General features: G+C 68.3%; 12 protein-coding genes and 1 tRNA gene. 9 read left to right on the forward strand and 4 right to left on the reverse strand.

Features of this window, described 5'->3' with window-relative positions; all coding sequences use genetic code 11:
- Window positions 1-51: 51 nt before the first annotated feature.
- Window positions 52-1,410, forward strand: a complete 1,359-nt coding sequence (locus tag FB381_RS00705) for an FAD-dependent oxidoreductase (protein WP_211352287.1) — start codon at window positions 52-54, stop codon at window positions 1,408-1,410.
- Window positions 1,411-1,487: 77 nt separating this feature from the next.
- Here FB381_RS00705 and FB381_RS00710 read toward each other — a convergent pair.
- Window positions 1,488-1,571 (reverse strand) — tRNA-Leu (locus FB381_RS00710).
- 282 nt (window positions 1,572-1,853) lie between these two features.
- Between FB381_RS00710 and FB381_RS00715 the strand changes: the two genes are divergently transcribed.
- From FB381_RS00715 to pknB, 7 genes are all read left to right on the forward strand, one after another.
- On the forward strand, window positions 1,854-2,561 hold the full coding sequence (locus tag FB381_RS00715; protein ID WP_141778513.1) for an FHA domain-containing protein: 708 nt from the start codon (window positions 1,854-1,856) through the stop codon (window positions 2,559-2,561).
- The gene (locus FB381_RS00720; RefSeq protein WP_141778514.1) at window positions 2,558-3,037 is read left to right on the forward strand and encodes an FHA domain-containing protein FhaB/FipA; all 480 of its coding nucleotides are present in this window, start codon (window positions 2,558-2,560) and stop codon (window positions 3,035-3,037) included. The genes FB381_RS00715 and FB381_RS00720 overlap by 4 nt, the downstream gene beginning before the upstream one ends.
- Window positions 3,034-4,368 carry a PP2C family protein-serine/threonine phosphatase gene (locus FB381_RS00725; protein WP_141778515.1) on the forward strand — a complete coding sequence of 445 codons (1,335 nt, stop codon included), beginning with the start codon at window positions 3,034-3,036 and terminating at the stop codon, window positions 4,366-4,368. The genes FB381_RS00720 and FB381_RS00725 overlap by 4 nt, the downstream gene beginning before the upstream one ends.
- 40 nt (window positions 4,369-4,408) lie before the next feature.
- Window positions 4,409-5,839 (forward strand): FtsW/RodA/SpoVE family cell cycle protein, encoded by a 1,431-nt coding sequence (locus FB381_RS00730; RefSeq protein WP_141778516.1) that lies wholly within the window; start codon window positions 4,409-4,411, stop codon window positions 5,837-5,839.
- Between the two features lie 79 nt (window positions 5,840-5,918).
- A complete protein-coding gene (locus FB381_RS00735) occupies window positions 5,919-7,397 on the forward strand; it encodes a peptidoglycan D,D-transpeptidase FtsI family protein (protein ID WP_141778517.1) in 1,479 nt (492 codons plus the stop codon).
- Window positions 7,394-8,950: a serine/threonine-protein kinase gene (locus FB381_RS00740; protein WP_141778518.1), complete on the forward strand. Its 1,557-nt coding sequence runs from the start codon at window positions 7,394-7,396 to the stop codon at window positions 8,948-8,950. Before FB381_RS00735 ends, FB381_RS00740 begins: the two co-directional genes overlap by 4 nt.
- 33 nt (window positions 8,951-8,983) lie before the next feature.
- Entirely contained in the window at window positions 8,984-10,810 is a 1,827-nt protein-coding gene (gene pknB, locus FB381_RS00745; protein ID WP_141778519.1) for a Stk1 family PASTA domain-containing Ser/Thr kinase, read from the forward strand.
- Between the two features lie 36 nt (window positions 10,811-10,846).
- Here pknB and FB381_RS00750 read toward each other — a convergent pair whose 3' ends face one another.
- The gene (locus FB381_RS00750; RefSeq protein WP_141778520.1) at window positions 10,847-11,635 is read right to left on the reverse strand and encodes a DUF881 domain-containing protein; all 789 of its coding nucleotides are present in this window, start codon (window positions 11,633-11,635) and stop codon (window positions 10,847-10,849) included.
- Window positions 11,636-11,678: 43 nt separating this feature from the next.
- On the opposite strand from FB381_RS00750, the gene FB381_RS00755 reads away from it, so the two are divergent.
- Window positions 11,679-12,140 (forward strand): cell division protein CrgA, encoded by a 462-nt coding sequence (locus FB381_RS00755; RefSeq protein ID WP_141778521.1) that lies wholly within the window; start codon window positions 11,679-11,681, stop codon window positions 12,138-12,140.
- Window positions 12,141-12,290: 150 nt separating this feature from the next.
- On the opposite strand, the gene FB381_RS00760 is transcribed toward FB381_RS00755, so the two are convergent.
- Both FB381_RS00760 and FB381_RS00765 read right to left on the reverse strand, forming a co-directional pair.
- Entirely contained in the window at window positions 12,291-13,124 is an 834-nt protein-coding gene (locus tag FB381_RS00760) for a rhomboid family intramembrane serine protease (protein ID WP_246087898.1), read from the reverse strand.
- Window positions 13,125-13,229: 105 nt separating this feature from the next.
- A complete protein-coding gene (locus FB381_RS00765; protein ID WP_141778523.1) occupies window positions 13,230-13,739 on the reverse strand; it encodes a peptidylprolyl isomerase in 510 nt (169 codons plus the stop codon).
- Between the last annotated feature and the right edge of the window lie 37 nt (window positions 13,740-13,776).

The raw sequence follows: 13,776 nt of genomic DNA on the forward strand, positions 1-13,776 counted from the left end.
CATCGAAAGTACGGCACCGCGGGTCTCGGCGGCGCCACTAGCATCAGAAACATGGAACACATCGAGACCGACCTGCTGGTCATCGGCTGGGGCAAGGCCGGCAAGTCCCTCGCGAAGGCTCTCGGGTCGGCCGGCCGCGACGTCGTGCTGGTCGAGCAGTCCGACCAGATGTACGGCGGTGGCTGCATCAACATCGCCTGCGTGCCCACCAAGGCGTTGGTGCACCAGGCCGAGCTGCGACGCGGCGAAAGCCCGGCCGAGTGGTTCGCCTCCGCCGTCGGGAAGCGCGACGCACTGACCGACAAGCTCCGCGCCGCCAACCACGCCATGCTCGAGAACGTCGACGCGGTCACGCTCGTCGACGGCCGTGCCAGGTTCGTCGGCGCCCGTGAGGTCGAGGTCTCCGCAGGCTCCGACGTGCTGCGCATCAGCGCCAGCACGGTCGTGATCAACACCGGCACCGTGCCGGCCCGCCCCGACCTTCCGGGCGCCGACGGTGCTCGCGTGCACGACTCGAGGACGATCCAGCACGTCGACCCGCTCCCGCAGCGCCTGGCCGTGGTCGGCGGCGGTTTCATCGGGATGGAGTTCGCCGGCATGTTCGCCCGCTTCGGGTCGGAGGTGACGCTGCTCGACGGAGCCGACCGGCTCCTGCCGGGGGAGGACACCGACGTCGCCGAGGCCGTCGCCGCCGCGCTCGCCGATGCCGGCGTCGAGGTGATCCACGGGGCTCGTGCCCAGGAGATCGTCGACCACGGCGACAGCGTCTCCGTGGCGTACGCCTCCGGCAGCGTCGACGCCGACGCGGTGCTCCTCGCGACGGGCCGCCGGCCGGCGACCGACGGGCTCGACCTGGCCGCCGCCGGGGTGGACGTCGACGAGCGCGGCTACGTCGTGGTCGACGATCAGCTGCGTACGAGCGCCGACGGTGTCTTCGCCGTGGGTGACGTCAACGGCGGCCCGCAGTTCACCTACATCTCCTTCGACGACCACCGCATCGTGCTCGACCAGCTGGCGGGCACGGGCACCCGCCGCACCACCGACCGGGTCGCGGTGCCGACCACGACCTTCATCACGCCGCCGTTGTCACGGGTGGGGCTCTCGGAGACCGAGGCCCGCGCCCAGGGTCTCGACGTGCACGTCGTCGTCAAGCCGGTCGCCGAGATCGCCGCCATGCCGCGGCCCAAGATCCTCGGCGAGACCCACGGGCTCATCAAGCTCGTGGTCGACGCCGACACCGGCCTGCTCCTCGGCGCCACGCTCTTCTGCGTCGACTCCCAAGAGCTCGTCAACCTGGTCGCGCTGGCGATGCGGGCCGGCGTGCGCGCGAGCGACCTGCGTGACAGCATCTGGACGCACCCGTCGAGCACGGAGGCGCTCAACGAGGTGCTGGCCGGGCTGCCACGCTGACCTGACCGGAGTTGCCCCCGGAGTCGCCCCACGACGACGAAGGCCCCGGATCGGTGATCCGGGGCCTTCGCTCCACGTGCGCGAGGGGGGAGTTGAACCCCCACGTCCTTTCGGACACACGGACCTGAACCGTGCGCGTCTGCCTATTCCGCCACTCGCGCGTGCAGCAGAGGAAACGTTAGCCCACCGGCAGCCGACGCCCCAAAACGACGGCACCCCGCCAGCCTTGACGCTGGTGGTCACCCGATCGTGGGAGGATCGAAACCACGCAGATCGCGGGAAGTAGCAGATCCCCTAGGGTGCACCGATACGATCGGGCCGAATCCGGGGGGACCACTATGCCCGCACGGCGCCGAGCGAAGGCAGACGTCGACGCGAGGTAGCAACGACCCGACCCGGCCAACCATGACCGGACCACCCGGCACCTGAGAGGAGCGCAACACGTGAGCGGCCTGCAGAAGTTCGAGCAGAGGCTGGAGCAGCTCATCTCAGGCGCTTTTGCCAAAGCGTTCCGGTCCGAGGTGAAGTCGGTCGAGATCGTCGCTGCTCTCCAGCGCGAGATCGACAACAACGCCCAGGTGCTCAGCCGGCAGCGCCGGCTGGTGCCCAACGACTTCCACGTCGAGCTGTCCACCAGCGACCTCGGCAAGCTGGAGTCCTACGGCCCGCATCTCAAGGAAGAGCTGAAGCGCCAACTGATGGACCACGCCGAGGTGCAGGGGTTCGTCTTCCCCGGTCGCGTCTCGATCGAGTTCGGCGAGGCGAAAGACCTCACGATCGGCCGGTTCCGGGTGCGCAGCCGCGCCCAGGCGGCCGTCTCGGGCTCAGACATGAGCGACACCCAGGTCAGCCGCGCCCAGGCCTTCCTGGAGATCAACGGCACCCGGCACCCGCTCCACGGCAACGTCGTGGTGGGCCGAGGCACCGACGCCGACCTACGCATCAACGACCCGGGCATCAGCCGTCGCCACATCGAGTTCCGCGCGAAGCCGGCCGGGGAACGGGTGCGGGTCGAGGTCTATGACCTCGGCTCGACCAACGGCATGCTGGTCAACGGTCAGAAGATGGCGAGCGCAACCTTGGACGACGGCTCCCAGGTGCGCATCGGCACCACCGTCATTACCGCGCACATCGTGGAGGAACGCCGTTGAGCGAGCTCACTCTCTTCCTCATCCGGGTCGCCTATCTGGCGATCCTGTGGATCTTCGTCCTCGCCGCCCTGTCGGTGATCCGCTCCGACATGTTCGGCGCGCGGGTCACCAACGCCGGGAGCTCCCAGCCGCAGTCGTCCCCGGGCCGCGGCAAGTCCGCCGCGTCGCGGGCGCCGAAGCGCGGCGTACCCACTCATGTAGCCGTCACCACCGGGTCCAACGCCGGCGTGACCGTTCCGCTCTCCCAGGCGCCGATCGTCATCGGCCGGGGCAGCGACGCGGCGATCCTGCTGGACGACGACTACGCCTCGACCCGCCACGCCCGCATCGCCGTCTCCGGCGACCAGTGGTTCGTCGAGGACCTCGGATCGACCAATGGCACCTACATCGGGTCCGTCCGGATCAATCAGCCGACCGCCATCTCCCTCGGAACCCAGGTGCGGATCGGTAAGACAATCCTGGAGCTGCGCAAGTGACCGCTGCGACCGACCCCACCCCCGAGTCTTCCCCCGCCCCCGGCTCCGCCGACGGCCGACCGTTCCGCCTCGAGTTCGCGGCCGTCTCCGACGTCGGCCGGGTCCGCAAGGACAACCAGGACAGCGGGTACGCCGGCCCCTGGGTGCTGACCGTCTGCGACGGCGTCGGTGGTGCCGCCCGCGGTGACATCGCCTCCAGCACCGCCGTGCAGCAGCTGCGCAAGCTCGACGAGGAGCCGGCCCCCGGCCTCGTCGACGACGACCTGATCGGCCTGGTCTCCCACGCGCTCCACATGGCCCACGACGAGATCGGCCACCTGGTCGACCACGACCCGAGCCTCAACGGCACCTCGACGACGTCGACGGTGGGCTTCTTCGACGGCGCCAAGCTGACCCTGGGTCACGTGGGTGACAGCCGCGCCTACCTCCTGCGGAACGGCGCGATCCACCAGGTCACCCACGACCACACCTTCGTGCAGACGCTCCTCGACGAGGGGAGGATCACGGAGGAGGAGGCCAAGACCCACCCTCACCGCAACCTGATCCTCAAGGCCCTCGACGGCACCCGGGAGCTCGAGCCCGACCTGTTCATCGTCGACCTCGCGGCCGGCGACCGGCTGATGTTCTGCAGTGACGGTGTCTGCGGCTACGTCGACGACCCGCGCATCGCCGACATCCTGGCCACCGGCACCCCGGAGTTCGCCGCGGTCGAGCTCGTCCGGGTCTCCCTCGACTCCGGCAGCACCGACAACGTGACCTGCATCGTCGCCGACGTGGTGCCCAGCGACACCGTGCCGTCCGCGGGCCTCGAGGCCCAGATGGTCGGTGCGGCGGCCGAGCTCAAGAAGAAGACCACCAAGACCGGCCAGATGACCGCGCTCTTCCGTGGTCACCGGATGGGTGACACCGGCGAGCTCGACCCGATCGACGAGGAGATCCCCGACGGCGCGATCGCGGCCGACCCGGAGGAGATGCGCTACGCCCTGCAGGCGCCGGGAAAGTACCTGCGGCTGCGGTGGGCCTTCGGCCTGCTGGCGCTCGTCGGTCTCGTCTGGATCGCCGTCGCGACCGCTTTCGTGTGGTCGCAGAACCAGTGGTACATCGGCGAGCAGGACGGCAACGTCACCATCTTCCGTGGCGTGCCCACCACGATGATCGGGCTCGATCTCTCCGAGCCCTACCAGTCCTCCGACCTGAAGGTCGCCGACCTCGCCGAGACCTACCAGGACCAGCTCAAGGACGGCATCCACAGCAAGGACCTCGCCGGCGCCAAGGAGAAGGTGCAGTCGCTGGCCGACCAGAACGCTGCCGACGCGGGAAGCGGGTCATGAGCGAGCGCACCTGTCAGCACAGCCCGTTGCGGGGTATTCGATGAGCGGGTTCACCCCGGCGACCTCGATGCCCGTCTTCGTCCACCGGTCCCGCCGGGGGGCGGAGCTGGTCCTGATGATCCTGGCCCTCGTGGTCGGCGTCGGGGCCTACGCAGCCGTCGGGCTGGGCGTGCAGGAGAAGATCCCGGTCGACATCGTCGGCTACGGCACGTGGCTGATCGTGATCCTGCTGGCAGCCCATATCGGCGTACGCCTCATGGCTCCGTACGCCGACCCGGTGCTGCTTCCGCTGGTGGCGATGCTCAACGGGTTCGGCCTGGCGATCATCCACCGTCTCGACCTGGCCGCCGGCACGAACGAGTCCGACTCCTTCGCCCGTCAGCAGCTGGTCTGGATGACGATCGGCGTCGTCCTGTTCCTGATCACGCTCTTCGTGGTGCCCGACCACCGCATGCTGCAGCGGTTCACCTACACCGCCGGCCTCGCCGCCGTGGTCATGCTGATCCTGCCGATGCTCCCGCTGATCGGTAAGACGATCAACGGCGCCCGCATCTGGATCAACCTCGGGCCGGTCAGCTTCCAGCCGGGCGAGGTCGCCAAGGTGATGCTGGTGATCTGCTTCGCCGGCTATCTGGCGGTCCACCGCGACGCGCTGGCGCTCGCCGGACGCCGCATCGTCCGCATCGATCTGCCGCGTGGTCGCGACCTCGGTCCGTTGCTGATGATGTGGGCGATCAGCCTGGCGATCCTGGTGCTGCAGCGCGACCTCGGCTCCAGCCTGCTCTTCTACGGCCTCTTCGTGGTCACGTTGTACGTCGCGACCGAGCGCAAGGGCTGGATCGTCGTCGGCGGCCTGCTCTTCGCCGGCGGCGTCTTCTCCGCGATCAGCCTCTTCAGCCACGTCCGCGTCCGGGTGCTGACCTGGCTCGACCCGTTCAAGTACTACCCGGAGCCGGTCAACGGCACGTCCTCCGAGCAGCTGGTCCAGGGCCTGTTCGGGATGTCCTGGGGCGGCATGATCGGGCGGGGCTTCGGCTCCGGCCAGCCCTGGCGGATCCCCTACGCCAACTCCGACTTCATCTTCCCCGCGATCGGCGAGGAGCTGGGCCTGACCGCCCTCCTGGCCCTGCTGCTCTGCTACGGCCTGATCGTCGAGCGCGGCCTGCGCACGGCGATCGTCGCCCGCGACGACTTCGGCAAGCTGCTCTCGGTCGGCCTGGCCACCTCGATCGCGCTGCAGACCTTCGTCGTCGTCGGTGGCGTGACCGGGCTCATCCCGCTGACTGGTCTGACCACGCCGTTCCTCTCGTATGGTGGATCTTCGCTGGTCGCCAACTGGGTGATCGTGGCTCTGCTGTTGCGCGTCTCGGACCAGTCCCGCCGCCCACTGCCGACGGCGCCGTCCGATGAAGATCTCGCTGCTGAGGAGACCCAGATCGTCAAGCTCGACAAAGGGGCGATGAAGCTGTGAGCGAGCGTAAGCGAGCGCACCACGATTTCAACACGCGACCGCGTCCGTACATTGGCGCTTGCGCTACGGAGGTGGTCGCGTGAACCGCCCTATCCGCACGCTGAGCGTGGGCTGCCTGATCCTGTTCGTGGCGCTGATGCTGAACCTGACGTACGTGCAGTTCTTCAAGGCCAACTGGTACAACGACCGCGCCGACAACCGGCGGGTCACCGAAGAGGCCTACTCGCGCCAGCGCGGTGACATCCTGGTCGGCAAGAAGGCGATCGTCACCAGCGAGCCGAGCGACGACACGTTCAAGTGGCAGCGCACCTACCCCGGCGGCAAGAAGTACGCCCCGCTCACCGGCTTCCTCTCCTACTCCTACGGCCAGACCGGCATCGAGCGGTCGCAGAACGACGTGCTCTCCGGCAAGGACGACCGGCTCTTCACCAACCGGCTGATCGACCTGGTCACCAACTCCGAGCCGTCGGGCGGCAACGTCGAGCTCACCATCGACGCGAAGGTCCAGAACGCCGCCTACGACGGTCTGACCGCCCTGGGTGACGACGTCCAGGCATCGGCGGTCGCGCTCGACCCGAAGACCGGCCGCATCCTGGCGATGGCATCGACGCCCTCCTACAACCCCAACAAGCTGGCGACCCACGACTTCGGTGCCGCGAAGAAGTCCTACGACCAGCTCGCGGGCGACGACAACGAGCCGCTGCTCAACCGCTCCGTCCAGACCGCGCTCCCGCCGGGATCGACCTTCAAGCTGGTCACCGCGGCAGCCGCCATGGAAGAGCTCGACAAGGACCCCGACAGCAAGGTGTACGGCGGCGCGGTCCTGGATCTGCCGCAGAGCGACAAGAACCTTCCCAACGAGAGCGGCGGGTCCTGCGGCGGCGACCAGATCACCCTGACCCGCGCGCTCGAGGTCTCGTGCAACACGGCCTTCGGTCAGCTCGGCATCGACCTGAACAAGGAGCAGATGAACGAGCAGGCGAAGAAGTTCGGCTTCGGCCAGAAGTACCTGACCGACCTGCCCAACCAGGCGACGAGCACGCTCACCGACGATCTCGACAAGCTCGACGCCGCGCCGTTCCGCGCCTACAGCGCGATCGGGCAGTACAACGTCAAGGCCACCCCGCTGCAGATGGCGATGGTCTCGGCCGGCATCGCCAACGGCGGCACCGTGATGAAGCCCTACCTCGTCAACCGGGTGACGTCGTCCTCGCTCGACGTCATCGACCAGGGCAACCCCACCGAGATCGAGGATCAGCCGGCGGTGTCGAACAAGACCGCAGAGGGTCTCACCGAGATGATGGTCAGCACCGTCGAGAACGGCACGGCGGCACCGGCGGCCATCCCAGGCGTGAGCGTCGCCGGCAAGACCGGCACCGCGCAGAGCAGCGAGGAGCGCGCACCGTACGCCTGGTTCACCTCGTTCGCTCCGGCGGAGAACCCGTCCATCGCGGTTGCCGTGATGGTCCAGAAGAGCGGCACCGCCCGCAGCGACATCGCCGGCGGGCGGCTGGGCGGCCCAATCGCCAAGGCCATGATGGAGGCAGCGATCTCATGAGTCGTTACGTATTCCACGAGCTCATCGGCACCGGCGGCATGGGCGAGGTGTGGCGGGCGACCGACACGACGCTCAACCGCGAGGTCGCGATCAAGCTCCTCAAGCCCGAGCACGCCGAGGACCCGATCGGCCGGTCTCGTTTCGAGTCCGAGGCCAAGCACGCCGCCGCCCTGCACCACCCCAACGTGGTGGCCGTCTACGACGTCGGCGAGATGCCGACCGCGTCGGGCCTGATGCGTCCGTTCCTGGTGATGGAGCTGGTCGACCACAAGCCGCTCTCCGAGCTGCTGCGCGACGGCCGCCCCCTCGACCCCGAGGTCGTACGCGACCTGCTCGGTCAGGCCGGCGACGCGCTGGCCGCCGCCCACCGGGCCGGCATCGTGCACCGCGACGTCAAGCCCGCCAACCTGCTGATCACCCCGGCCCGCAAGGTCAAGGTCACCGACTTCGGCATCGCGCGCGCCCAGGCGTCGACCGGCATCACCGGCACCGGCCAGGTGATGGGCACGCCGCAATACCTCAGCCCCGAGCAGGCCCGCGGCGAGAAGGCCACCCCGGCCTCCGACGTCTACTCGCTCGGCGTCGTCGCCTTCGAGTGCCTGGCCGGCTATCGGCCGTTCCAGAAGGAGACCCCGGTCGCCACCGCGATCGCGCACCTGCACGACCCGGTGCCGCCGCTGCCCGACCACGTGCCGGCAGAGCTGTCCGCGATCGTGATGCGGAGCCTGCAGAAGGACCCGAGCCTCCGCTACGCCGACGCGGCCGCGTTCACCTCGGCGATGGTCGGCCACGGTGGCGGTCCTGACGCGGGCGCCGACGCCACCACGATGGTGGCTCCGCCTACCCCCGACCCGACCGCCACGGCCGTCATGGACCCGGTCGCCCAGCCTCCGTCGCCCAGCTACGTGCCCATGGGTGCCGCCGGCCCGACGACGCCTCCCGACGGCCCGCCGCGCTACCAGGACCCGTACGAGAACTACGACGACGAGAAGAAGCCCTGGTACAAGAACCCGTTCAACATCGTGGTTCTGGTGCTGCTGGTCGCAGTCATCCTCGCGGTCATCTGGATCTTCTCCGCCCTCGCCGGCGGCCCTGACGACTCACCCACCAGCGATGCGTCGACGCCACCCTCGACATCGGCCGAGCCGACGCCCACCGCTGCGGCCGAGGAGGAGCCCAAGTCGGTCGAGATCAACGAGGACGACTACATCGGCGACAACGTCGACGACGTACGCGACTCGATGAGCGACCTCGGCCTCGACCCCAAGGTCTCGGTGCAGCAGAACGACGGCAGCCACGAGCCCGACACCGTCTCCGGCCTCGACCCGACCCGCAACCTCTACGAGGGCGACACGATCACGATCCGCTACTACGGCGAGCGCCCCGAGGTCGACCCCACTCCCACCGAGGAGCCGACCGAGGAGGAGACGCCGGAGGAGGATCCCTCCGCGTCGGAGTCGTCCGACGGCTGGGTCTTCCCGGAGCTTCCCGGTGACGAGGAGACGAACGGCAACGGCAACGGCAATGGCAACGGGGGCGGCGGCAATGGCTGATCCGTCCACCTGTCACGCGACGGGGGAGCTCACGTGAACACCCAGGAGCCAGCACTCCTCGCCGGACGTTACGAGGTCGCCGAGCTGCTCGGCCGAGGCGGGATGGCGGAGGTGCGCAAGGGCACCGACCACCGCCTCGGGCGCGTGGTCGCGATCAAGCGCCTGCGGATGGATCTGGCCAGCGATGCCACGTTCCAGGCGCGGTTCCGGCGCGAGGCGCAGTCGTCGGCCAAGCTCAACCACCCCGCGATCGTGTCGGTCTACGACACCGGCGAGGAGAAGAGCGACGACGGCGTCGCCCAGCCCTACATCGTGATGGAGCACGTCGCCGGCCGCACGCTGCGCGACGTGCTCCGCGAGGGTCGCAAGATCCTGCCGGAGCGGGCGCTGGAGATCAGTTCCGACGTGCTCAACGCACTCGACTACAGCCACCGCAACGGCATCATCCACCGCGACATCAAGCCGGGCAACGTCATGCTGACCCCGGCCGGTGACGTGAAGGTGATGGACTTCGGCATCGCCCGGGCGCTCAACGACGCCCAGTCGACGATGACCCAGACCGCGGCCGTGGTCGGCACCGCCCAATACCTCAGCCCCGAGCAGGCCCGTGGCGAGCAGGTCGACTCCCGCTCCGACGTCTACTCGGCCGGCTGTCTCCTCTACGAGCTGCTGACCGGGCGGCCGCCGTTCGTGGGTGACTCGCCGGTCTCGGTGGCCTACCAGCACGTACGCGAGCAGGCCCAGCCTCCCTCTGCCCACGACCCGACGCTCACCCGCGAGATCGACGCGATCGTGATGAAGTCGCTGGCCAAGCGCGTCGAGGACCGCTACCAGTCGGCGCAGGAGATGCGCACCGACATCGAGCGCTACCTTGCGGGCCGGCCGGTCCAGGCCGTCGTGCCGCCGAGCTTCGACCAGACCCAGGTCGCCCAGAACCGTGCGGTCGCGGCCGGGCCCTACAGCGGCGACCCCACCACCGGTGGCTACTACCCGCAGGACGACCGGCCCGCCGGCCCTCGCCCGTGGGTGCTGGTGCTGCTCGGCCTGATCATCATCGGGCTGATCGCGGTGGGCGCCTACTTCCTGCCGACCGCTCTCGGCCCGCAGACCACCCCGACCCCCGACGTCGCCGGTCTCACCCAGGAGAAGGCGATGATCGAGCTGAGCGCGGCCAAGCTGAAGGGTCAGATCAAGCAGGAGCCCAGCGACACGGTCGCCGTGGGTGTGGTGATCTCCCAGAACCCGCCCGCCGGCCAGGAAGCCGAGGAGGGCAGCACCGTCACGCTGACGGTCTCCACCGGGCCACCCAACCGGGAGATGCCCAACGTCGTCGGGTCACCGCAGAAGACGGCCAAGGAACTGCTCGAGGGTGATCCCTACAAGTTCACGGTGAAGATCAAGACCGTCGCCTCCGACGAGGACAAGGGCACCGTGATCAAGTCCGACCCGGTCGACGGCCAGAGCGTCACCACCGGTTCGTCGACGGTCGTCACTCTCACGGTCGCCAAGGGCCCGAAGTCGGTGCCCGACGTGGTCGGCAAGACGGTCGCCGAGGCGGAGGAGCTGATCCGCAACGCCGGGTTCACCCCCGTACGCAAGGACGAGCCCAACACCGACAAGCCCAAGGACACCGTCGTCGAGCAGACGCCACGCAAGGGCACGGAGCTCGCCAAGGACAGCGACGTGATCATCTTCGTCTCGACGAAGGAGGAGTCGTCCACGCCGCCGACCCTGCCGAGCTGCCAGACGATCGTGCCGAACCCCGACGACCCGGCGGCTCCGACGACCCAGACCGCCGAGCCCGGTGACCCGCCGACGTGTGACCCGGCCCTGCCGCCGAGTGAACCGGCGGCTCCCTGACCGGCCTCCTGGTCTGCTGGCTCCGAAGCCCCTGTCTTACTTGTCCTGAGGCAGGGGCTTCGCGTATTTCACGTCGAGCAGGCCGTCGTAGGCCGGGGCGGTGAGGTAGGTCAGCGGCTTGAGGTTCCAGCCGATCTGCACGTTGGGGTCGCGGGCGTCGGCACGGTAGTTCTGGACGTGCTCGTCGCGGTCGATCGCCGCCTGCAGCCGGGCTGGATCGCCGACGGCCTCGATGACGTACGGCTGGGGGTAGGGCACGCCGTCGAGCTGCACCGTGCTGCCGGAGCACTTGATGCCGGTGGTGGTGATGATCCGCTTGCCGGCGATCGTGATCGCCTGGGCGCCGCCGGACCACAGCGCGTTGACGACGGCCTGGATGTCCTGCTGGTGCACGACGAGCGAGTTGGGGTCGTCGCCCTCGTACTCCTTCTGTGCCTGCGAGGGCGCGTCGCCCAGCACGATCTGCATGCCCGCGCCGCTGCGGTCGGAGGTGCCGGCCGGGTCGGCGAGCTTCTTGGACTGGCCCTGGAGCTTCTTGACGCCCTTGTCGGTGACGCCGCTGGTGAGCTGGTCGACCTCGCTCTGCGTTTCGGCCAACTGGGCCTCGAGGCGGTTGTATCGGAACCGCTCACCGTCGACCAGCGTCGTCAGGTCCTCGTAGCGGCCTGGGCGCAGATCGGTGCCGTCGGCGTTCACGAAGCTCACCGCGAGCAGCCCGCCACAGAGCAGCACCACGATCGGGGTGCCGACCCTCCATGCGGTCGCGCGCGACCAACGCTTTCGTTCAGGGGTGGGGTTCGCCTGGGTTCCGGAGCTCACGACCATTAGGGTATGCGCAGCAATCATATTTGTCTGAGGAGCATCACCCGTGGCCAAGCTCAAGCTCTCGAAGAAGAGTGATCTCGACCTGCCCAAGGAACCGATCGTCACTCCCCGCTTCGGGATCGCACTGCTGCTGATCGCCCTGGGCATCGGCTGGATCGCCTACTACTACGTCGGGGTGCGCCCCAACGAGATCGGTGGCGACTTCACCGGCCCGAAGCCCGTCCAGAAGCTCGAGGGGTGGAACTACCTCATCGGCTTCATCCTGCTCTTCGCGGGCCTGGCCTTCGCCGCCCACCCGAAGACGCCGCTGGGCCGCGGGCGCGGCGTGGTCATCGGCATGCTCGGCTGCTTCCTCATCGGGCTGATCTGGATCTGCGTCTTCTACGTCTTCGCCAACGACCACCTCGACAAGATCTGGGTCTTCAACGATCTCGGTCAGAAGAACCTGCTGGTCGGCATCGGATTCATGGCGGTGGGCTTCACCTTCGCCACGAAGTGGGAGTGACCCCTCCCCGAGACAGCGACAAAGCGGCGCAACCCTTGAGGTTGCGCCGCTTTGCTTTGCTTACAGCCATGTAGTTCTCCACAGGTTACTCCACACCTGTGGATTTGTTGACCCTCCGAAAACGCCTCGAAAACACCTGTTTCGAAGCGGTCAGAACACCAGAATTCGTACGCCGACCAGAGCAAGCAGCACCAACACGAACCCGCCCAGGGCAGCCCATTGCAACGGCGCCTTCCGGTCGGCCCGGAGCGTGGTGAAGATGCCCGCGACGACGAGCCCGCCGACGAAACCGCCGACGTGGCCCTGCCACGAGATGCCTTGGCCGAAGAACGTGATGCCGGCGTTGATCAGCAGCACCGGCAGCAGCGGAGCGAGCGACTGGCCGGCTCTGACGAAGAGCACGACCAGCACACCCAGCAGGCCGAAGATCGCGCCGGAGGCGCCGACCGTCGATGCGGCCGGCGCGGCGGCCCAGACCACCAGCGCCGACCCGGCCAGGCCGGAGATCAGGTAGAAGGCCAGGAACCGCAACCGGCCCACGATCGGCTCGAGAAAAGAGCCGAGCATGTAGAGCGACAGCATGTTCACGGCCAGATGGATGATCGAGACGTGGGTGAACGCGGAGGTCAGCAGCTGCCAGACCGCGCCGTCATCGACACCGAGCACCCAGTGAGCGGCCGCGCCGCTGCTCTGCAGCGACGAGCAGACCTGGTCGCTGGAGACGTTGGGAAAGTAGCCGTTGCCGTCGTCGGCGACGCACGAGCCACCGAATCGCAGCGCGATCAGGTCGACGAGCTTCGAGCCCGACCTGCCGGTCAGGAAGATGGCGATCCAGACGAGCACGTTGACGCCGAGCAGCGTGAAGGTCACCGGGAGCGCCCGGAAGCTCACTCGCGCTCCCGTGAAGCGCTTGGGCTGGCGTACGGACTTCCGCCCCTCACGCACGCACTCGGGGCACTGGAAGCCGACCGAGGCACCCGTCATGCAGTCAGGGCAGATCGAGCGGCTGCAGCGCTGACAGCGGATATGTGTCTCACGGTCGGGGTGCCGATAGCAGACCGGCGCCCCGACCGGGGCCGTGTCGGACAACTAGACGATCTCGACCTTCTCGATGACGACCGGCTCGACCGGACGGTCCATCGGACCGGTCTTGGTGCCGGAGATCGAGTCGACGGCCTTCTTCGACGCCTCGTCCTCGACCTCACCGAAGATGGTGTGCTTGAAGTTGAGCCACGGCGCCTGGCCGGTGGTGATGAAGAACTGCGAGCCGTTGGTGCCCGGGCCGGCGTTGGCCATCGCGAGCAGGTAGGGCTTGTCGAAGGTGAGCTCGGGGTGCGGCTCGTCCTTGAACTCGTAGCCCGGACCACCGGTGCCGGTGCCCAGCGGGCAACCGCCCTGGATCATGAACCCGGGGATGACCCGGTGGAAGCCGAGGCCGTCGTAGTACGGCACGCCGCTGCGGCCGGCGTCGTCGTTGTAGTCCTTCGACCCGGTCGCGAGGCCAACGAAGTTGGCCACCGTCTCCGGAGCGTGGTTGGGGAACAACGTGATCGTGATGTCACCGTGATTGGTGTGGAGGATGGCCTTCTGGTCAGCCATGACCTGCCCTTCCGACATTGGGATTGATGCGGGATAT

It is taken from the genome of Nocardioides albertanoniae (assembly GCF_006716315.1).
Lineage (GTDB): Bacteria > Actinomycetota > Actinomycetes > Propionibacteriales > Nocardioidaceae > Nocardioides > Nocardioides albertanoniae.